The sequence below is a fragment of the Nitrospirota bacterium genome, from assembly GCA_023229435.1.
Lineage (GTDB): Bacteria > Nitrospirota > UBA9217 > UBA9217 > UBA9217 > JALNZF01.
The window spans coordinates 25,337-45,324 of sequence record JALNZF010000021.1 but is presented as its reverse complement, the minus strand read 5'-3'; the positions used below and the strand labels follow the sequence as shown (position 1 = coordinate 45,324).

29 protein-coding genes are annotated in these 19,988 nt (G+C 55.0%); 18 read left to right on the top strand and 11 right to left on the bottom strand.

Annotation, left to right across the window (positions count from 1 at the left end; genetic code table 11):
* Window positions 1-262 precede the first annotated feature (262 nt).
* The 7 genes from M0R70_12760 (at window position 263) to M0R70_12730 (ending at window position 3,859) form a co-directional block, all read left to right on the top strand.
* A complete protein-coding gene (locus M0R70_12760; protein ID MCK9420240.1) occupies window positions 263-1,144 on the top strand; it encodes a hypothetical protein in 882 nt (293 codons plus the stop codon).
* A 319-nt stretch (window positions 1,145-1,463) separates the two neighbouring features.
* On the top strand, window positions 1,464-1,709 hold the full coding sequence (locus M0R70_12755; GenBank protein ID MCK9420239.1) for a hypothetical protein: 246 nt from the start codon (window positions 1,464-1,466) through the stop codon (window positions 1,707-1,709).
* Complete coding sequence (locus tag M0R70_12750; protein MCK9420238.1) at window positions 1,706-2,101, top strand: hypothetical protein; 396 nt, start codon at window positions 1,706-1,708, stop codon at window positions 2,099-2,101. Before M0R70_12755 ends, M0R70_12750 begins: the two co-directional genes overlap by 4 nt.
* The gene (locus M0R70_12745) at window positions 2,098-2,496 is read left to right on the top strand and encodes a hypothetical protein (GenBank protein ID MCK9420237.1); all 399 of its coding nucleotides are present in this window, start codon (window positions 2,098-2,100) and stop codon (window positions 2,494-2,496) included. Before M0R70_12750 ends, M0R70_12745 begins: the two co-directional genes overlap by 4 nt.
* A 48-nt stretch (window positions 2,497-2,544) precedes the next feature.
* Window positions 2,545-3,042, top strand: coding sequence for a hypothetical protein (locus tag M0R70_12740; protein ID MCK9420236.1), 498 nt, complete (start codon window positions 2,545-2,547; stop codon window positions 3,040-3,042).
* Window positions 3,039-3,311 (top strand): hypothetical protein, encoded by a 273-nt coding sequence (locus M0R70_12735; GenBank protein ID MCK9420235.1) that lies wholly within the window; start codon window positions 3,039-3,041, stop codon window positions 3,309-3,311. The genes M0R70_12740 and M0R70_12735 overlap by 4 nt, the downstream gene beginning before the upstream one ends.
* Window positions 3,308-3,859: a hypothetical protein gene (locus M0R70_12730; GenBank protein MCK9420234.1), complete on the top strand. Its 552-nt coding sequence runs from the start codon at window positions 3,308-3,310 to the stop codon at window positions 3,857-3,859. The genes M0R70_12735 and M0R70_12730 overlap by 4 nt, the downstream gene beginning before the upstream one ends.
* An 85-nt stretch (window positions 3,860-3,944) precedes the next feature.
* Here the strand turns inward: M0R70_12730 and M0R70_12725 are convergent, their stop codons facing one another.
* The 11 genes from M0R70_12725 to M0R70_12675 all read right to left on the bottom strand — a co-directional run bounded on the left by M0R70_12725 (window position 3,945) and on the right by M0R70_12675 (window position 11,661).
* Entirely contained in the window at window positions 3,945-4,394 is a 450-nt protein-coding gene (locus M0R70_12725; protein MCK9420233.1) for a phage virion morphogenesis protein, read from the bottom strand.
* 40 nt (window positions 4,395-4,434) lie between these two features.
* Window positions 4,435-4,647 (bottom strand): hypothetical protein, encoded by a 213-nt coding sequence (locus M0R70_12720; GenBank protein ID MCK9420232.1) that lies wholly within the window; start codon window positions 4,645-4,647, stop codon window positions 4,435-4,437.
* A gap of 42 nt (window positions 4,648-4,689) precedes the next feature.
* Window positions 4,690-5,352 (bottom strand): phage minor head protein, encoded by a 663-nt coding sequence (locus M0R70_12715; protein ID MCK9420231.1) that lies wholly within the window; start codon window positions 5,350-5,352, stop codon window positions 4,690-4,692.
* Entirely contained in the window at window positions 5,352-5,657 is a 306-nt protein-coding gene (locus M0R70_12710) for a hypothetical protein (protein MCK9420230.1), read from the bottom strand. The genes M0R70_12715 and M0R70_12710 overlap by 1 nt, the downstream gene beginning before the upstream one ends.
* Entirely contained in the window at window positions 5,654-5,812 is a 159-nt protein-coding gene (locus M0R70_12705) for a hypothetical protein (GenBank protein ID MCK9420229.1), read from the bottom strand. The genes M0R70_12710 and M0R70_12705 overlap by 4 nt, the downstream gene beginning before the upstream one ends.
* A gap of 19 nt (window positions 5,813-5,831) precedes the next feature.
* A complete protein-coding gene (locus M0R70_12700; protein ID MCK9420228.1) occupies window positions 5,832-6,962 on the bottom strand; it encodes a hypothetical protein in 1,131 nt (376 codons plus the stop codon).
* Window positions 6,959-8,593 (bottom strand): DUF935 domain-containing protein, encoded by a 1,635-nt coding sequence (locus tag M0R70_12695; GenBank protein MCK9420227.1) that lies wholly within the window; start codon window positions 8,591-8,593, stop codon window positions 6,959-6,961. Before M0R70_12695 ends, M0R70_12700 begins: the two co-directional genes overlap by 4 nt.
* Window positions 8,594-8,891: 298 nt before the next feature.
* Entirely contained in the window at window positions 8,892-10,538 is a 1,647-nt protein-coding gene (locus M0R70_12690; protein MCK9420226.1) for a terminase family protein, read from the bottom strand.
* A gap of 1 nt (window position 10,539) precedes the next feature.
* Window positions 10,540-10,947 carry a hypothetical protein gene (locus tag M0R70_12685; GenBank protein MCK9420225.1) on the bottom strand — a complete coding sequence of 136 codons (408 nt, stop codon included), beginning with the start codon at window positions 10,945-10,947 and terminating at the stop codon, window positions 10,540-10,542.
* A complete protein-coding gene (locus M0R70_12680) occupies window positions 10,940-11,182 on the bottom strand; it encodes a hypothetical protein (protein MCK9420224.1) in 243 nt (80 codons plus the stop codon). The genes M0R70_12685 and M0R70_12680 overlap by 8 nt, the downstream gene beginning before the upstream one ends.
* On the bottom strand, window positions 11,179-11,661 hold the full coding sequence (locus tag M0R70_12675) for a hypothetical protein (protein MCK9420223.1): 483 nt from the start codon (window positions 11,659-11,661) through the stop codon (window positions 11,179-11,181). Before M0R70_12675 ends, M0R70_12680 begins: the two co-directional genes overlap by 4 nt.
* 194 nt (window positions 11,662-11,855) lie before the next feature.
* Between M0R70_12675 and M0R70_12670 the strand changes: the two genes are divergently transcribed.
* From M0R70_12670 to M0R70_12620, 11 genes are all read left to right on the top strand, one after another.
* On the top strand, window positions 11,856-12,947 hold the full coding sequence (locus tag M0R70_12670; GenBank protein ID MCK9420222.1) for a hypothetical protein: 1,092 nt from the start codon (window positions 11,856-11,858) through the stop codon (window positions 12,945-12,947).
* Between the two features lie 65 nt (window positions 12,948-13,012).
* Entirely contained in the window at window positions 13,013-13,954 is a 942-nt protein-coding gene (locus M0R70_12665) for a DUF2190 family protein (protein ID MCK9420221.1), read from the top strand.
* 71 nt (window positions 13,955-14,025) lie between these two features.
* Window positions 14,026-14,961 (top strand): hypothetical protein, encoded by a 936-nt coding sequence (locus M0R70_12660; GenBank protein MCK9420220.1) that lies wholly within the window; start codon window positions 14,026-14,028, stop codon window positions 14,959-14,961.
* 102 nt (window positions 14,962-15,063) lie between these two features.
* Window positions 15,064-15,372: a hypothetical protein gene (locus M0R70_12655; protein MCK9420219.1), complete on the top strand. Its 309-nt coding sequence runs from the start codon at window positions 15,064-15,066 to the stop codon at window positions 15,370-15,372.
* Window positions 15,373-15,375: 3 nt separating this feature from the next.
* On the top strand, window positions 15,376-15,813 hold the full coding sequence (locus M0R70_12650; protein ID MCK9420218.1) for a DUF1320 domain-containing protein: 438 nt from the start codon (window positions 15,376-15,378) through the stop codon (window positions 15,811-15,813).
* 118 nt (window positions 15,814-15,931) lie between these two features.
* Window positions 15,932-16,132 carry a cold-shock protein gene (locus tag M0R70_12645; GenBank protein ID MCK9420217.1) on the top strand — a complete coding sequence of 67 codons (201 nt, stop codon included), beginning with the start codon at window positions 15,932-15,934 and terminating at the stop codon, window positions 16,130-16,132.
* 52 nt (window positions 16,133-16,184) lie between these two features.
* The gene (locus M0R70_12640; protein MCK9420216.1) at window positions 16,185-16,682 is read left to right on the top strand and encodes a peptidoglycan-binding protein; all 498 of its coding nucleotides are present in this window, start codon (window positions 16,185-16,187) and stop codon (window positions 16,680-16,682) included.
* 21 nt (window positions 16,683-16,703) lie between these two features.
* Window positions 16,704-16,982, top strand: a complete 279-nt coding sequence (locus M0R70_12635; GenBank protein ID MCK9420215.1) for a hypothetical protein — start codon at window positions 16,704-16,706, stop codon at window positions 16,980-16,982.
* The gene (locus tag M0R70_12630) at window positions 16,979-17,515 is read left to right on the top strand and encodes a hypothetical protein (GenBank protein ID MCK9420214.1); all 537 of its coding nucleotides are present in this window, start codon (window positions 16,979-16,981) and stop codon (window positions 17,513-17,515) included. Before M0R70_12635 ends, M0R70_12630 begins: the two co-directional genes overlap by 4 nt.
* 25 nt (window positions 17,516-17,540) lie before the next feature.
* Window positions 17,541-18,329, top strand: coding sequence for a hypothetical protein (locus M0R70_12625; protein ID MCK9420213.1), 789 nt, complete (start codon window positions 17,541-17,543; stop codon window positions 18,327-18,329).
* Window positions 18,330-18,336: 7 nt separating this feature from the next.
* A complete protein-coding gene (locus tag M0R70_12620) occupies window positions 18,337-19,899 on the top strand; it encodes a hypothetical protein (GenBank protein MCK9420212.1) in 1,563 nt (520 codons plus the stop codon).
* Window positions 19,900-19,988: the final 89 nt, after the last annotated feature.

The window sequence follows — 19,988 nt, the reverse complement described above, 5'->3', positions numbered from 1 at the left end:
AGCGATAAACCTATAAAGTTAATGATAGTAGGATACGCATACGAAAGAGAATCAGCACTGATAAGGGCAATACGGCAAGCTCATAAGCCCGGCACTGACGACGCGGGTCAAGTCGGGTCGAGCGGTTTGTTGGTGCCCGCTTCCAAGGGCATCAACGCGACACCCGACCGTTCCACAGCTGGCCCCATTGGTTGCCCGCAGGACTCTAAAGAGCAAAGCGCGGGCGGCGTGTGTTCGCACTGCGGATGGCCATGTTGTACCGATGAGGAATTGGAATGGCATGAGGCACGGCCAATTAGATAGCCGCCCGCTCCTTGCGGGCAACCAACGCGGCGCTGACGCGCCGAGCGCAGCGAGGACGCTGTCGAGCGTCCTGGTTAGCTGGGGGTTGAATTTGCAGTATCCTCTTTGGACAGACAGAACATTGGTATGGTTCTCCTGCGGCGCGGCATCAGCAGTAGCGGCGAAGATTGCCATTAAAAAGGCAACGTTGCCCGTTGAGGTGCTGTACTGCGACACGCTGAAGTATGAACATCCGGACAATATGCGTTTTTTGGAAGAGGTGCAGGACTGGATAGGCCAAGAGATCAAGATTTTAAGGTCTTCACGGTATGCCGACATTATGGCGGTATTCCGAGGTGAGCGGTTTTTGCGAGGGCCACTCGGCGCACCTTGCACAAGAATCTTAAAGCGCGATGTCCGGGTAGCCTACTCTTCACCGGGAGATCAACACGTACTCGGATTAACGGCAGACGAAACGAAACGCATAGAGCGCTTTGAGATGGAAAACCCCGCCGTGTGGCCCGAGTGGGTTTTGCGAGCCGAGGGGATAACCAAGGCCGATTGCTACAAGATTCTGACCCAGGCGGGAATAGAGCTCCCGGCAATGTACCGGCTCGGATACCGGAACAACAACTGCATCGGATGCGTAAAGGGCGGGGCCGGGTACTGGAACAAGATTCGCCGGGATTTTCCCGAAGCCTTTGACCGGATGGCCGCACTGGAACGGTACTTAGATCATGCGCTGAACCGGCTAAAAAAGCGCCCTGTATTTCTCGACGAATTGCCGAAAGACGCGGGACGTTTCGAGGATGAGGATATTGAGTGCGGGACATTGTGCGTGATGGAAGAAGTATACAGCTAACGCGGAATTGACCGCCCTTGTGCGGTCGAATGACTGGTTTAATCCGGTCATTCGGAAAGGTGGAATATGCAGGTAGCGATTCGGCTGATACTTACTGGTGTTCTCGTTTATTTTGTTTGGTGCGAAACCGGATGGGCCACAGCAACAGCTATTGGTTTAATTGCATTAGGGCAGGAATTGACATCCTATACGATCAAGAAAATACTTGAGTCAATATAAAATTGCTCGCAAGGATTTAACGCGCGGATGAGTCGCGCAGCGAAGCGGAGTCACGCCGTGGCGTGATCCGCTGGTTGAGACGAGCGCCGGAAAAATTACAATGACCCTTCATTCAACCATCCAACGATACATAGATCGCCTGAAGGCAAAGAAGCCCACGGCGGATCCCGACAGCCGCCGCCTCTGGCAGGGCCTCGAGGTCGCCAACATCAACGCCTGCTGCAACGCCATGCGCCATGCGAAGGCACAATGGGGCATCACCCGGCTGGAGCTCACCTACGAAGGAATCCCTGTGCAGAAAGTCGCCATCAACTACTGCCCTGAGTGCGGAAGGAAACTATCATGAGCACATTAACCAAAGAACAGTGGGCGGAACTCGAGAAGAAGCTGAATTATCCATGGGACTCCGCGAAGCTTCTAATCGATGGGTATAACATTACGCTCATCGTTCATTTTTTAAAGGCGCTTCGAATGGAGATCTGCGTCTATGTAGACGGCTATTTAAAAGTCGAATACGTCACACACGATTGCGAGGAGCGCCGCCGTTTCTATCGAGCGACCATCAGAGACATCATGCCTGTTAAAATGCGGAAACAGAGTGAGAAGATAAGAAAGAAATTAGGACTTGAGCCGACAACGTACACAACATACTCCTGGGGCTGGACATCCTTCGCGGCGTTGCGTCGGCACCTGATCAAAAACAACGAAAGCATCGAACTCAAAGCGGGGGCAGCATGAGCAAAGAAACAATCTCCGATCGTCAGCGCGTGCGCGAGGAACTCGACTGGATCCTGGACTTGAAGCGCCGCGAAGTCGAGCAGGTCATGAAGTCCCAGACCAACCGGGGAGAAGATCTCTCCATGAAAATGATCTATGAGGACTGCGGCATCGAGACCTGCATCAAACTCTGGCGAAAGCTCCCGCGCATCTCGCTGCACATCAGCGAGCGGCCGCTCAACGAGCTCCGGAGACTATACGTCCGGCAGCACTTCAACGCCGAAGACCCAGACAACTGCATAAAGACCCTGGCCATAAAGCTCGGCGTATCCGAACAGTTCGTCTACGAGGCCCTGGGCGCGGACGAGAAGGAAGACCCGCGGCAAATGAAACTGCTGAAGGACGATGGACGATAGGACCCCCGATTAGATAATTCGAGGGCAGGCTTTGGACGAGGAGGAGTGATGGTAAGGAAGAAAATCGACAGAAAAGACAAACGCTGCCACCTTGATTTTGTCTGGCTTGCCGATGGCGAATATACGCACCTCTGCGCGCTGATGGAAGAGAAGCAGGTCCTCCACTGGATCCAGGAGCTGAACCTCTATATCGGATCCCACGGGAAAGATCCCTATGAGAGTCATTACTATACAATACAGGTTTGGGAAAGACGCGCGAAGGCCGGAAAGACGAAGGACCCCCGATTAGATCCTTCGGGGGCAGGCTTTAGACGAGGGACGCGGGACGCGGGGGCAAAGTATGCGGCCGATCGGATCATCGAGGAATTGAAAAATCCTCAGGAATCAATGCCTCGCCGAGAGGGAAACGAGAAAGTTTGGAGTGCAATATATGCAGTCTGTATCGCACGCAAAACGACCTGGCCAAAGCTGCAGGCTTGTCTCAAGGAAAACCCTGACGAAGAAGCGAAAATCCACGCGGAGATTGTCAAGGAGTATAAGCCATGAAAGATATTGAACCCTTCCTGGTACCAGAAGGTTCGGTCAGTCCCGGTGGAAAATCCGCAATTGGCATACGAGTTGACGGCCATGTTATCGCGTGGTGCATTGGGAGTGGCGAAAACCTCCGAGATGCAAAGGCGGCCGCCCTGCGGAATATCCGCATTGTTTTGTCACGGCTGCGAAAGCTTGATCCGCAGATTACGCAGATAGACGCAGATAAAAGTTTGAGGTATAATGCAGGCGGGTATAATTTAAACCAAGGAGATCAAATATGAAATGCAAACGATTTGCCATTTTTATACTACTCACCCTCACCACGCTTCTCTCCGCATGCAGCACGTACACCCCTCCACGGTATTCTATCCTCGCTGACAACAATGTGCAGCTGAAGCAACTCGGCATTAAAGATATCGCAGTGGGGACCTTTATCGGAGATCCGGAATTCAATGAACGGTGCAGGGCTGCGGGAGAGCTTTTCCCTCCGGACGGCCTCACCTATGCCGCATATATTCAGCGGGCTTTTGCCGACGAGCTGAAGATGGCGGGCATATACAATGCCGACTATCGGGTCAAGATCTACGGCTCTCTTGACAAACTCAGTTTTTCGTCTTCTCAAAATAACATGACCGGCTACTGGGACATAAGCATCACCCTCACGTCGTCTACCAGAAAAATGATGAAGGTATCGGAGCATTATAATTTTGCGAGCGGATTTGAAGGGGGATTGGCCTGCAAACAAACAGCTGAAGCGTTCGCTCCCGCGGTGCAGGAGCTGATCTATAACGCGGTGTCATCCGTGGAATTCAGAGAACTCGTGCGGTAGACGCTTGGAGTGTAGGCGACGCTATAAATATGAAAGCCCTTCTCAATGCATCGAGAAGGGCTTTAAAATTGCCGTTGAACGCCGTTTATTGCCCTTTGAAAAGGTAGCTCATCAACACCAATTTGATCTCTCCAATATCCCTCGCCGTGAGCGTCCGCACCGGCCGCGCCGGGATATGCGCTTTATGCCCCCGCCCGGCATCGCCCCCCGTCTCATGGATCCGAGCGGTCGGCCAGTTGCTGCCGACCTTTGCGCTGTTCCGATCAGAACTTTTTGTCCAGCTCTTCGCGAGGCGGCCGCTTCTTTGTAATATTTTGCCCGGCCACTTTCCCATCTTCTCCCGCTGCTTTATGGTCCCGGCCGCCAGCGCCGGCCAGCGCGGTCTACCTTCCCGCTCGAAGTTCAGCTCGACGGCCCCGGCCATGATACCCGCGATCTTCCGCATCGCCGGGGCAAGGTCGTCCCCGCGCTCCTGGAGCTGCTTCAGGAGCTGATGCGCCTCATCGTCAAAGATGCTGATGTCAAAATTTTTCATCTCCGAACTCCGAACTCCACGCTCCGAACTGTGTTCCTCCCTACAGCCCCGCTATGTCTTTATCATAGCGCGCCAGGTCCGGCGTCCACACCACCTTGCCGGGGTTATAACTCCATCCCGCCCCCGTCGCCGTCTGTCCGTTCGTTCGAGGATCCGTGTAGACCGCCACCGTGCCCATCTCCCCGGTCTGTCTTGAGACAAGCACGTCCGTTTCCGATATCCGTCCCTCGGATGTCTCAGGAATAAGCCCCATGCGCTTCACATCGCGCTCTGACAGAGCGCGTGTGCGGCAGCGTCAGCCCCAGTCGTTCGGCGGCCAGAAAGAGTCCCAGAATGGATCGTCGTAACGAAACACCTTGCCGTTCAGCGCGGCATGGCTCGGTCGGGTCTTGGAATCCATTACCGCCACATACTGGAACCACGGCCGGTCGTCCGTGTTCTCCATGTACTCTTTCCATCGCCCGGACATATATGACGTGGACATGTTGGTATCGTAAATCGTTTGCAATCTCCAGGCAGATCCCAATTGGACGCTCGACACTACGCCGTCGGCGTCAATGATCTCGGACTTGCCCCACCAGCCCAGGGCTTTCAGCTTCGGTTCAAGATTTTTCTGAAAGTCCCGCAGCATCATGCCGTCATCGAGCGCCTTCTGCAACTCGTCCCTGATCGTCTGAAGAACATCAAGCCGCATTGCCTTGGCCACGGTGAACGAGAGAGACTGCGCCTCCTGCCAAATCTCCTGCCAGTCCCAGGAGTAGGCGTAGCCCTTGCTCTTGAAATATTCGATCGCTTGCTCAGGGGGCAGGCCGATGGCGTAGAGGAGATCGACATCGCTTGCGGAAAAGTCGATGGACGATGGACGATGGACGATGGACGAAAAAGGCGTGGCTCCGCAGCCGGGGCAACCGTGGACCCGTCTCAACAGCGCCAGCCTATTTTTCAGCGCGAGGTTCATTAGAGATTTGCGATCACTTTAAACTCGCTGATGAGTGTGTGCCAAGAGCCTGCCGGCAGAGTTACAAAAGCCTGCAGCTTCCATATTCCTGTCGCGTTAAGATCGCCGGACACCGAGAGATAATATATTTGCCCGTCGCCCCCGGTGCTCTCGAAGGCTGCGTCCTTTTCAACCACGGTGTTGTCCGGCTTTTTAAAGATGATCTTCTTCACGGTCGCGCCTGATATGTCAAGGGGCACTCCGTTTTCGTTGACCGTCACCAAGAACTTCGTACCGATGTCGTTTAAATGCACTTCTTCCGTCATAGGTCCACCTCCAGTGCTACAGTCTTTACCAGCCCGACGCTTTGCGGGCACGCGCGGATGATTGCGCCGTTCACAATATCGCGCGTCGCCATTTCGCCGTCGAGGTCCATGCCTCGCGACAGAGTCACGCTGAAATTAATTATGTCATTGCTCAAGGTCCATCTCCATTGCCCGTCAAATCTCCAGAGCGAACGTTTTGACGCTTAACGCGGGCTCTCCTCCCACACCTAATTTCAGAGTCATGCTTTTTTGCTCATTCATGTTGATCGGAAATTCACTTGCAACAAGCCCGGCCTTGCTTACCCGAACTCGATGCGGCGTGCATGCGGTGGTCGAGTTGTTGTACTTTTTCAGGTTCAATTCAACCATGCCATTCGCGTCAGTCGTGAATGGGCTCCCGGTCATTTCTGTCTGCACTCCCGTACTTTGATTAATTTCCCAGACATTCACCAGCGCGCCCTCTATCGGAACCTCAGCCGGGGGATTTGCACCATTAAAACCTGAAACCACCTTGAGGCTGAGGGGATAATCAATGTACCGATAACACCCAGATGCCGCCGCCGCTATTTGGTTAATAGTCGCGTCCCATTTAGGGTTTCTGAGGGTACACGTGGCGTTTATCATGGTAAAGAGTGCCGCACTCACGGCAGCACTCTTCTGAAGGTTTTTAATAACCACATTGGCATTCATTAACAACACCGGTGCAGAGTGAGATGACAGTGTGTTGTCTGTAAAAATTGTAGGTGCGATAAGCATTTGAATCATTTTGTTCTGGAACGTAGTCCCGGTGATAACGTCCGGAGCATTTGTCTGACACATAATCAGATAATTAATAATACAATTACAAACCTCTGACCCTCCACCGAGCAGACCCGCAACTGTGTTTGTGCTGAAAAAAGAACTGCCATACATCAGGTGTTTTGTTTTAGCCGAGCCCCCTGTAGTTGATGTGGGAGAGTACCCCAACACAACACACGAAGCCGATGTTCCATAATTGTCAGTCGTCTTTTGTCCCCATCGGAATATGGATACAAATCCTTGCGTGGATTTATTTTGAAACGAACCAAGTGAATTATTTTTGTTGGATATTATTTCATTCTCGCTGGAGAAGGTATAATTAGCGTCAGCGCATTCAAATTCAAAATTTTTAACATCACAGACGAACAATGACTTGCCGCTGGCCAGCGTTGTCTTGACTAACAGGCTGCCCACCGTCGCATCGTCCGCGGCGTTCTGCATGGTCCAGTTCTGGTTCGTGACCGTGACTACAATGTTCGGACTCACGCCTGACTTTGCAAAACTCATGGGAGGGCCTTTAACTCCTGGCCAGTTGTCATTCTACCCCACGCTTCAGCCACAAAGATCGCCCGCGAAAGCCTTTCCTCCAGGGCAGAGGAGTCCATGTCAGGGTAGGCGGTCACGAGATCCTTCATGATGTCCTCGTAACTGGTGCCCTTATTAATGAGATCAATAACCGGCTTTAAAACGCCTTCAGCCTGCCTTTGAAGATCCTCCGCGCTCAGGGAATCGAGTGCGTCATCGAGTGCGGATTGCGGAGTATGGAGTGCGGAATTGGGAGAGACAAATTCAACGACGGCATCGAGGATACGCCGAAGCAATCCCCCCCTCACCCTACCCTCTCCCTCAAGGGGAGAGGATGAGAACTGCGCGGGCGCGGGCTGTTGTACTGGCAGTCCACTCCGAACTTCCAACTCCGCACTCCGCACTTCCGGCACAGCCGGAGCTTCCTCCAGATCCTCATCCTCCAGGGCATAGCCCTTCTGGTAATATTTTTTTGACAAGCGAAGTTGTGACATGCCGAGCGCCGTGGTCAACTTCTCGTCCCGCTCCGCAAGCTTCGTGTCCACGTCCTCTTCTTCGTACATGATGAAGCGCGGCCGGTCGGAACGTTCCGCGAAGTTGTATTCGCAGATCCAGTCGATCAGCGTGTTCATCGTGTCCTCGACCATCTTCTGATCATCGTCGCCGAGGTTCTCTCCCGTGTCGCCGGCGGTATCCTCGCCGCCCAGCTTGCCCGGCGTGCTCTCCGCTCCTCCCGAGTGGCCCAACAGCGCCACATTGATCTCGCCCGTGCACGCGCGAATGAGTTTGTCGTACAGATCGGCCGAGCCCGTGTTCTTCGTCTCCGGGATCTCCACCGAGGCATCGTCCGGGATCACGGCGATCGCATCCTGCACCATCTGCTCGAGCCGGTCGGCGAAGGCGTCGGTCTCCGTCTGGTTCGTCCCGCGCGGCTGTTTACCCACGATGAACGGCATGCCGAATTTTTCCGTGAACGTCACCCAGAACTTGTATCCGCCCTTGCGAAACGTCACCGGCCAGAAGCACGACGACAGGATCGCGTCGCCGTAGGGATTCTCGTAATCAGCATCGTTCGAGGCCACGAGGAATTTTTTCTCCGGAAGCGCGATGCCGTTGTAATTATCCTTTGTGCGGAACTTCAGCTCGTTGTTTTCGTCGTACACGAACCATTGCTGCGGTTTACCGACGACGTCCTTCGGCGTCCAGCTCTGCACGTCCCACATCACCTCGAGCGGCTGGTTGCCGAACAGCGGCGCGTTCAGAATCTGGTTGACCATCCTCCGGACCGGCAGCCTGTTGAACAGGTCCGTGATGAACTTCGTCTGACGTGTTTGCGCCTTTCCCCGGTCTATTTCCCAGAGCAGCTTCTTCGTTCGCGCCTTTCGGCTGGTGATGCATCCCCGCACGATCGGATCTGCCCGGAGTTCCTTATATATGGTGATGTCCTTCCCCATCTTTTTGAGCACGGGGTCCGGATTCGGCAGAAACATGCCGATCGTATAGAAGTCGATCGACCGCTGCCGGGTCGCGATCTCGGAAGACAGAGAGCCGACCTTGTCCACGGCGGAGAAGTTCCTGAATTCAGTTGGTGATATATAAAGACCTTTTTTCATGATGTGCCCCTTTTGGCATTACGTTTGCATTGTTCTCATTTGGTACCCTCTACCCTTGAGGGAGAGAGCGGATGGTGAGGGGTGTTTTTGTTCATTCCCGTCCCCAATACACCAAAAATCTAACTGAGCCGCCCCAGACTACCCCTGAATTGCCGTTTAACTCCGTTCAATTCCAGTTTTACTGCCGGGCATCGACCAAGGACACCCCGAAACGCTGGATTTGGCTCCTACGCATTCACAGGGGGTAGTCCCAAAGTGAGCTTTTCCCCACTCCGAACTCTGAATTCCGCACTCCGCACTATGCATACCCCTTCATCATCCCCACGGTCTCTCGTTTTCCCCGTGTTGCCATTCCGGCCGGACCCGAGTTTTTGCTTCTCGCCTGGACACATAGCGCCTTGGCCCAGAAAGCATCGGCATGTCCGATCTGCTCGGTGCGGTCTGCGTCGAACCGATGATGCCCGGTGGAAGTCGTCTCCTTTTTCACGCTATGCAGGCTCTGGCGGATCCGCTGCTCGGCCGGGATCCGGTCCTTCCGGTCCTCGAAGCTTTTTTTGATGCCGTTGGCCATAGCTTCTTTGTTCGCGTTGCTGAAGTCGATGCCCTCGACGCGGCTTGCGCCGAAGCGTTCCTGCGCACGTTCGGTGATCTGCTCGCCGATGCCGGTCTTGTCTATGCACGCCCGCCGGAACTTCCGCAGCTCCATCAAGGCGAAGAGCACATTCTCCTGTACGCCGAAGGCCTGCTTCTTCAGCTCGATCTCCGCGCGGGTGTAATACAGATTAGCCTCTTCTTCATCCAGCCAGATCACGGCAAGGTCTCGGTGCCTCGCAACGTCGAACCCTATATAGAGGTCTCCGGTAAACGGAACCTCGGCAGCCAGCCAATCCGGCTTGAATGGAGGCGGGCGCTTGTCGGCCTTGTGCGCGTCGTGATGCGCGATCGCCTCGGCGAGCAGCCGGTCCACCCAGGAGGGGTCCGCCATGATCCGCGAGTCTTCCACGGTCTCAATGAGATCGTAGGTAAGCCAGGCAGTGGCCTCATCCAGGAACGCGACCATGTACTCCTGCTCCCAGGCCTCGTCGTCGCCCAGGCCGAGCCGCAGATCCTCGGGCTCGATCTTCGCGCCCTCGTCATCGAACAGTTCCAGACCCATGGCCACGGCGTCCATGATCGTGACATTATGCTTTGACCAGCCGCCGCGCTGGTCCGGCGCGTCGTATGCCTCGCCGGCCCAGATCTGCTTCGTCAGCCCGGTCCATATCTCATAGAATTTGTTTTTCTTGCCCTGCGGCGTGGACACGATGCGGATCTTGTACCCGCGCGTGATGGACGGATAGAGCGCCTTCCATATAGCGCGGGAGTCTTTGTGCATGGCAAACTCATCCAATAATAGATTGGCGCTCCAACCGCGCGCCGTGTCCGGGTTCGCGGGTAATCCCAAAATGCGAGACCCGTTCGGGAACTTGATCTCGAGCATCTTGTATTCGGTCTTGTCCTCGGCTTTGAAAACCTCGGTCGCTTCCTCGATGGCCGCGTTGATCGCCCGCGCATGCATAGCGGCCGTGCGCATCAGCTCTTTGCTTTGTCGTTCCCCGGCCGAGAGAAACACCCAGGTGGTGCGCGGCTTCTCGAAGCAATCGAACACGGCTTCAAGAGAACAGATAAAGGACTTTCCGCCCTGGCGCGTGAACTTTCCGATCTTGAGGCGCGACTTGTCCAGTACCCATCGTTTCTGATACTCGGTGAGCTTTACGGGTGGATCCACACGGGACTGTGAGTTGAGCGTCTGCGCCGGCTGCTGCTTGTTCGTCTCGATGAAGGCTTTTGCTTTAGTGGGCGTCGGCGTGGCCCAGGCAGGCACCGCTCCGACAATGAGCAGCAGCCCCGCCGAGAGCAGCAGGGTCAGGAGCCAGCGTTTCATGTTGGAGGTTTTAGAATTCACGTTATTTCAATCCATACAACGCATGCTTGATGTGGTCCAGCAGCTCCGGCGAATAGAGCTTGTCGAGCTTCTCCTTCTGGTCCGGTGAGTCGTCCTTGATCTTCGGTGTGCCGCCGTATTTATCGGAAGCGACCAGGAGGAGAAGCCACCGCTTAATATTTTTAGATGTCGGGTTTGCTTTGACCTCGTTGAAGAGCTGATTCTCAAGCTCAATTACCTGTGTTTTGCGATCCACGTTATGGTCGAGAAAGGCCTTTCTCTTTGCGTCCCACTCAAACTGTTCCTTCCAGTTGTAGAGCGTTTTGCGGCTGACCTTACCTTCGAAAAGTCCGACAATGGAGTCAAGGCCCAGGCCTTCTTCCACGTAATTCCGCCGGGCATCCGCCTCATAGATCGCCAGTTTAGCCATTGAGCGCGGTCTCCATTTTTTGGATCTGTTTCTTCAGCTCGCACATTTCGACCCAGAGGCAGTCAAGCGCCTTTGATGTTTCCCGGTAGGTAAGCATGGGAAGCGTGGTGTAATCCATGATCGATGGATCGAGCATTTCGCGCAACTCCATCGTGTACTGCTCCGCAAGCAGGTTCTTTTCCGCCAGCCGGCGGTTTGCATCGGCGATCTTAGCGCGCAGCAGCTGATTGCTCATCCCCGTTTCTCCTTTTGTGTCAGCTGGGAAAATTCCCCGAACGGACATTTGATCGGAATGCCGAGCTTGACCTCCATGCGGGACAACGTGCCGGTCAGAAGGGATATCGTTTCCTGGTTGTCTATCTGGATCAGGCGGCTCTGGTCCTGGTTTGCCTTTAACAGCCCGATCAGCAGCTGCGTACTCTCGTTATATTTTTCGAACGCCAGCTTCGTGGTCTCGTTCTGACTGGTAAGCTGAGCAGTGAATAGAGTCATCACCTCATCGTTTTTCTGCTTGTCTTTTCTCGATTGGAAGATAATCACAATCAGCATGATCACGCCGATGCCTCCCTGCGTCGCCGCCGGAAGAATGCTGCCGATGTCCGGCCATACGGCCTGTTGTGCATGAGCAGGAGTGGAAAACAGCTCCGGGGAAAGCAGCAGAAAAAATGCGAATGACAAAATGAGCAGTGGTACGCGGCGAAAAATGAAGTACATGGGGCCTCCCTGGTTTTCCCTTTCAACGATGGATTTGCCGTGGCAAATCTACTCCGTCTTCATTCTTTTTGTCCCTTAAACCGTTTATGGGACGCAGCACAATATTTGTGGCAATCTGCAAACATCAAGATGCACTTTAGCGCACGTTAGATCACTTTATGAATTTTAGTCACTGATTTTTTCGGAGGCGCCTCATGAAATGGATCCCGTTCTTCAAAACCGGCAAACACATCGCCGCGAACAAGAGTGAGTTCGACGCCACGTCGGAGAAGCTCGACAAAATCCTCGAGATGAACAAGGGACGCGAGATGCCGATCGCCATCGGCCATCCGAAGACCAGCTCTCCCGCATGGGGATGGGTCGATGAGCTGAAGCGCGTGGGCGATGTGCTGTATGCAAGGCCCAAGATGCTCGTGGCCGAGTTCGAGGCCATGGTAAGGAAGGGCATGTTCAAAAACATCTCCGTCTCAATGAACCCGGACCTCACCATCCGCCACATCGGGTTCCTGGGCGCGACGCCCCCGGCCATCGAAGGCCTGCAGGCGGAGTTCAACGCGGATGAAAATGCTCTGGTCGTGGAATTTTCCATGTCCGAGGCATACGCGCTGAACGATGTCGGCGCAATATTTCAGCGCCTGCGCGATTGGATGATAGAAAAGTTCGATCTCGCTACCGCCGACACGGTCATTTCGCAGTGGCAGATCGACAATCTCAAGACCGTTGCTCCGGACGATGCCGCGCCGGCGCAAACAGCATATTCAAAACCTGAAGGAGGAGACACTATGCCGAAGACAGTACAAGAGTTGGAAGCCGAGCTCGCGGCCGAGAAAGCGAAAACCGCCGAGTTCAGCAAGAGCACGGAAAAAGTCACACAGCTCGAGACGGAATTGAAGACGGAGAGAAAAAAGAACCAGGTCGCCGAGTTCAGCGCATTCTGCGCGAGCGATGAGATGAAAAAGAAGATCTCGCCGGCCATGAAGCCAATGGTCCTTGACTTCATGCAGCTCCTCGCCGGCACGGAGACCTACGAGTTCTCCGCACCTGAAGGCAAGAAGGAGAATAAGGCCCCGGTCGAAGCGTTCAAGGAATTTGCGAAGGCGTTCCTGCCCGACATCATCACCACGGAGGAGCTGGCGACAAAGGGCAAGGCCTCGGACACCGGCGATATAAAAACGAAGCGCGAGGCGGCGGAGATGGAGTTCAGCAAGGCGAACCCCGGAATGACCTACGCCCAGGTTGTTTTGGCCGTCTCAAAGGACAAACCGGAGTTGTACTCCGAGAGATAGCCGTAATGCGTTCCAAACAAACATTGAAAATCAGAAAATTTAAATTCAAGAAAAAGGAGATCAATATGAAAAAGTTGAAGCGGCAACTCGGCACCTGGGGTTTGATCTTTATGTCACTCATTCTGCTCGTGGTGATCTGTGGCCTGATGCTTGCGGAGCCGAAGGGCATGGCAGCCATGCCGCTGATGCTGCTCGTCGGCATTGCGATAATTGCCATCGCGCAGCGTGGAACGCGCCTCGGCATTCACGGCGCGATCGGCGCGACGGCCGACACTCTCAAAATGCTGTTCTCCGGCGCCGCGGTGCCCACAGCCTTTACTATTGCAAAATACGGGTCCGACGACGATCACGCCATACTCTCTACCGGCGCGACCGACAATCTCATCGGTATTTTTCAGCATACCGCCGCAGCTGCCAATGCTGAAATGTCCATCATGCTCACAGGCATTTCTGATGTCGTCTATGGCGGGGTGGTCACTCGCGGGGACCCGCTCACGTCCGACGCGAACGGCAAGGCCGTGAAGGCGGTCTCAGGCCAGAGCATCATCGGCACCGCCACCAAATCCGGCGTGTTGAACGACCTCGGAACGGTCATCCTCAGCCAGCAGGTGCTCGGGGCGAACCAGGGAGCGGACGGCTTGACGGTCAAGGGCGTGCTCCGGGTCGACTACAATTTCGACATCCACGGCGGCGCGATCGGCGCGATCCCACTCGGCGTTACGCTGCCGAACAAAGCCATCATCCAGCGGGGCTACGGCGACATCATCACGGCGTTTACCTCCACGGGCGGCACCGGGACAATCGCACTCGGCGCGAATACGGCCGTCGATCTACTCGCGGCCGTTGACGCCGACACGCTGGCCAACCGGTTTGAATTGATTCCGACCGGTACCGCGGCGAACATGGTGAAACTGACCGCTGCGCGGGAGATCGCCGTGACCGTGGCCACGAACGCGATCCTGAGCGGGAAGGCCGTGTTCTTTCTCGAGTACGTGATCAGCGACTAAACCCTGCATGGCGCATGGGGTCCCTTTACTCCATGCGCTCTGCTCTAATGCCAAATTAAGGAGGACACACTATGCCGCCCCTCAGCTCTATGCATGTAGACTCGGTCCTGACGAACCTTTCGATCAAGTACCGCAACGACGAAATGATCTGGCCGCTGGTCATGCCCGTCGTGAAGATGAACAAGCGCTCGGACATATTTTTCACCTACAACAAGGCCGACAGCTTCAAGGCCGTGGATGATTCCATGGGGCCTACCGGCCTTGCGAACGAGATTGACTGGGGCGTGGCGACGGACAACTACTCCGTCAAAGACCATGGTCTCGGCGATTGGATCCCGCAGGCCATGATCGAGGAAGCGGACAACCCGCTTCAGCCCGAGATCGACACGAACGACTTTCTGAACCTCTGCCTCGACGTGGCCCAGGAGAAGCGCGTGGCCGATAAGACCTTCGCCGCGGCCACCTATCCCGCGGGCAACAAGATACAGCTGGCCGGCAACGACCAGTGGGGCGGGTCCACCGACGATCCGATCGCCGATATCGAGACCGCGATCGAGACCTGCTTCCAGCGCGCCAATACGCTGGTATTCGGCCTCGACGCCTGGATCATCTTCCGGAAGCTCCCCGAGATTGTGACGGCCATCAAGGCCATGGCGGGCGTAACCCTGGACAGCGGCCGCGTATCGGCCGCCGACGTGGCCGCCTTCTTCGAGGTGGACCGTGTGCTCATCGGCCGCTCGCGGTACAACACGGCGAAGCCCGGCCAGGCAGCGAGCTACAGCCGCCTCTGGGGCAAGCACATGGCCGCGCTGCACATCGCCAAGTCGCCCGGCGTGAAGTCGATAACCTTCGGCCTCACGGTCAGCGAGATGCTGCGCACCACGTACCGCGATTTCGACGGCAAGCGCGGCACCAAGGGCAGCCATTACATTCGCCCGGCCTGGAACAGCGACGAGAAGATCGTCGCGAGCGACTGCGGTTATTTTATCGAGACTGCGGTAGCGTAGCGCGGCATAGCCGCACAAGTTCAAAAAACAAAATGCCCTCCTCTTTTACCCTCTCCCCTCGAGGGAGAGGGTAGGGTGAGGGGGCTTATAAGGAGACAGATCATGCCCAAATACACCGTGGTAGACGGCCACAAAAAGTACAACGGGAAAACGTACGCGCCCGGAGATCAGATCGAGACCACGCCGGACATCGCCGCGCAACTGCGGCTCGTGCCGGTTGAGGATGCGCCGCCCGCCGATCTGCCGAAGAAGATATCCGCCGATGAGGCGATCGCCGCGATCGGGAAGTGCGCCACCGTTGAAGAGGTGAAGGCGTTCTTCACCAACGAGGACCGAGTCACTGTAAAGGACGCGGCCAAGGCAAAGATCAAGGAGTTGAACGCGGCCGCAAAAGCCGCGGAGAAGAAATAAGCCATGCCCTATTCGGCAGACACGGACCTCACCAACGACATCATCACTCAGACGGAGCTCGTCCAGCTCACGGACGATGAAGGCCTGGGCGCGGTGAACGCGCAGCGCACGGCAGCCGCCAGGGCGCGGATCGACGAACTGATCGACGGGCACCTGCGCGCGGGCGGCTACACCCTGCCGCTGGCCGTAACGCCTCCGATCCTGAAGAGCCTCTCGCTCGACGGTACGGTCTATTACCTCTGGGAGCGAAAAAAGAAGCACAACATGCCCGACGGCATGAAGGAAAAAATCAAGGGGATCATGGCGCTCCTCGGCAGGATCCAGAAGCGCCAGATCCTGATCGGCGCCGATGCGGCGGTTGAAAGCCCCGCGGGGAATTACAAAACGAACAAGACAAGCGAAGACCGGGTTTTTACGAAGGACAAACTCGACACGTATTAACAACGACAGACGACGGACGATCGCTACGCTAAGACGACAGACGAAACTGAAAACTGCTTTTGCGTCCCTCGTCCATCGTGCACTACCATCGTCCATCAGATTCTAAAGGAGACTCACCATGGCAACCGGCACGGTTAAGTGGTTCAACGATCAAAAGGGCTTCGGCTTCATTACCCAGGACGAGGGCGAGGATGTATTCGTCCATTTCTCGGCGATCGAAGGCGACGGCTTCAAATCGCTCAGGGAGGGTGATCGCGTGGAGTTTGAGGTCGCACATGCACCAAAGGGTCTCTCGGCAAACAACGTGCGCGTGATCTAACAATTTTAAATTTTCAATTTTCAATCTTCACTTTCCAATGGAGCACAGCGACATGGCAGACTTTCGTCCAGCAGTCGAAAAGATCCTCGCCTATGAGGGCGGCTACGTCAACGACCCGGATGATTACGGCGGCGAGACGAACATGGGCATCAGCCGGCGCGCCTATCCGAATCTCGACATCAAGGCCCTCGATAAAGAAACCGTCGTCGGCATCTACTACCGGGACTACTGGTGCAGGTTTCAGGGTGATAAGATCGCGTCCCAGGCCGTGGCCATGGAGCTCCTCGATTCCGCCGTCAACATGGGCTGGTGCCGATCGGTAAAGTTTTTCCAGGAGGCGCTGAACCTGTTAACGGGCGCCACGCTTTTGATCGACGGACTCGTCGGCCCAAAGACGATAGATAAAGCGAACGCCTATAAATATCCCGGCGCCCTCGTGAAAGTCTTGAACGGCCTTCAGTTCGCGCGCTACCGCGAGATCATTGAAGACAACCCGTTGCAGCGCAAGTTCTTTCGAAGCTGGCTCGCGCGCGTGGAATTCAAATCATAGGAGTTATAGGAGGGAAAAGTCATGGAAGAAAAACAACCATTCCTCGACGAGATATTAAGCGACGGCACCCGTGCGTCCTGGGGCCGTCTCGGGTCCGCCATCGCACTCCTGTTTGTCTGCGCCTGGATCTCGGTCCTGGTCTGGCGCGTTTCCGACATGGCAAAGGAGCTTCCGGCCCTGGCGATATTCATCGGCGCGGCGGCGGCTTTCGTAACCGCGCTCTACGCAGTGAGCAAAATCAGCGATGCCGTTGAAACGGTGAAGACCGCTAAGCAGGCCGTGCAGGAGCTTCCAAAATGATCTTTGATCGCAAGAGCATCGTTATCATCGTCGAGGCAATCGTGATTTTTGCGCTTTGCATGCTTCTTTTCCGGAGCTGCACGGATAGCCGCCGGGGCTCAGTCCTCGTCTCGAACGACGCCCTCGTCTCAAAACACAGCGTAACGCCCACGGCGCCGGTCCGTGCGCTCGACAAAAAAGAGATCTCCCGGCATTCAAACATCCCGGACTCGGTTCTGAAGGATGAAACAAAAGAAGTCCTGGCCACGGGCACGATCGATGACGCCTCCGGATCCCGCGACGTTGCCGCGGTGCTTGATACAAAATCAGGAGACACGGTACTCATTGAGAAGCGGCCGTTCTTCGAGTTCATGAGCGGCCAGGAGGTCGGTATCGGCTATGGGATCACCTATTACGGCGCGGTGAAACAGACATATTACCGCAACACATTCGTTCGAGTCGGCAATTTTTACGGCGCGGCAACCATCGAGGCGTTCAGTGTTGGCGAACGCCCAGGCTGGTCCGCCATGGCGCAGATGTCGTACCGCTGGTGAGCTTTTGAAGAGGAGTTTTAAAAATATGAAAAGAATTTTCTTTAACCTCGCCTTGATCGTCGCGGTCCTTGGGGCATTCGTTTTCTTTTTTCAACCCACTCCGACCGACGCATATCTCAAAAAGGCGAACTTTGCCTACAGCACCCTGAACTCGGTGGTCACGAGCGGTTCCACCACCCTGGCCGTCGCCTCCGGAGAAGGCAGCCGCTTTCCAACTGGTGGAAATTTCAAGGCACAGGTCTACCTGTCCACCTGCTCCGCGCCGTCCTCCTGCTCCACTCGCGAGATCCTGACCCTTTCCCTGATCTCGGCGGACACATTCACCATCGTCAGTCATGCGGATGAGGGTACGACCTCTCCCTCATCCTGGCCCGCGGGCGCAAAAATACAGGCGGCGATCACCAAGGACAACTGGATTGAACTGGAAGACGCGATCAACAGCAAATGCACACCCACGACCATAGACGCGAGCGCCGGGGCCTCCCCGACCGCGGACCAACTGTTGGCATGCAGACAAACACTTATAACAAACTATGGCCAGGTTGCCAGCAACATTACAACAACCCTGCCGGCAACAGCGGCCAATCTGGGATTTTTGGTATCCATCAGCACCGCACAGACGGGCAGTTTTTTCCGGGTCCAGTCCGCCGCTGGGGGCGATATGTATCTGGACGGCGGAGCCACGGGGAAAAACTACGTGCAGTTCTCCGCGCCCGCCGTAGGAAATTATTTTTCCTGTTTCACTTTTCGGACCGGCTCTTCCGCCTGGGCATGGATTTGCGCGACCGGAAACGGAACAACCAGTACAAATTAGAGAAAAAATGAAGATCAAAACTATTATTCTTCTCGCGGTCTTTTTATACTCTGTCCCGGCATGGGGCGCGACGTATTATGTCGATTATGCGAATGGACGCGAGTCCAACACGGGAACTTCTTCGGATTCCCCTTGGAAAACTCTCTCCTTTGTCGATGGAAAGGTATCAGACGGAGACACTATAAATCTGACCGCACCCGCCACGGCGCCTTTCAGATCTGATTATTTCATGCAGATTTTCAATAGTATCACTACCCAGGGCGCCGGAGGTATCCGGGCCTATATCCTCGGGACCACGGACGTCTCCGCCGGGGCGGTCATCGGCGAGCAAATGAGAAACTGGAACATGGACGGGTGGTATGACGCGACAACGCCCTGGAAGCATGTGGGCTATCCAACGGGCGTCGTTTCAAGGAATGCCACATATTACACAAGCGCTCCGTATGCCGCATCCATAGACCGGATCTCGGCAGACGCATTTTTAATTGAAAGCGTCTATCTCAATTCACTGACAAACTATACCCTGTCATTTCAGCACCGGGAGCCGACGAGCGGAATTAATCTGCGACTCAAAATTAAAAAAGACTCGGCGGCAGAATATCTGGCGAGACCCACGGTTTCAACGTGCGCCAATAATGGATCAGGTCTGGTGCGGGTGACTCTGACTGCCCCCTATGATCTCATCAATGGGACCCGCGCAATAATACTCGGGGTTTTAGGCACCACGGAAGCGAACGGGACATGGACGATAACGGTCATTGACACCACGCATTTTGACCTTGTGGGGTCATCATACGCCAACGCCTACACGTCCGGAGGCAATGTCTATACCTGGGTGGCCGGAACGTCGTCTTTTTTACTGTATGAAAATATTTTACTGAATGCCAATGCGTCATTTTTACCGTATAGCATTTTCATCCCCGTTGTGGGTTCGGACGTATACAATATCACCGTGAGAAACCCGGTAAACTCAACTTCAATAATTGTTGATGATCTTTCTCTGTTGCCGAATACCACGACCCATTCATGGGGCATATACAACGGCACAACGTATAAACTCAACAAGACCACGGGAGTTGAGATAACTGCCCTGCTCAAGACGACTCCGTCTCAATGGACGTCGTCAGGAGTGGACGCTCTCATAAAAGTTACCAAGGGCGCAACAAAAAACAGCCTGAACGCGGGTGAGTTCATCTGGGATACCGAGGTCCTTTATTACCGGTTAGCCAATGAAGAGTCAGATATCACCAATATTCATTTTGAGGCAACACAACGATATTCCGTCGATGTCCCCGAGGTGGCGAGTCTGGTAAATTATTCGGGGAATGACGGGGTGATTAAAAATATTGATATTGTAGGCGCAAAACAGTCCGCGATACTTCAGACCGCCGGCAGCCTCTCTCTTAACAATGTCAACATTAAACATTGTGGAGGAGACGGCGCAAGTATCGCGGGCACGCTGCTTTCCCGCAACGGTTCGATGCTTTTGTCCGGCAATGGATGGGTTACGACGGGCGGCGGTGTTTGCAAACTCATACGACCCTTTATAGGCGGGAGGGTGTTTCATTGACAATCGGCGATCGGGTCCTGGGAGATATTGTGTCCGTCACACTTTTCAACAAGACAGGCGGCGGGCCCGATCTTGCATCCGGGACTTTG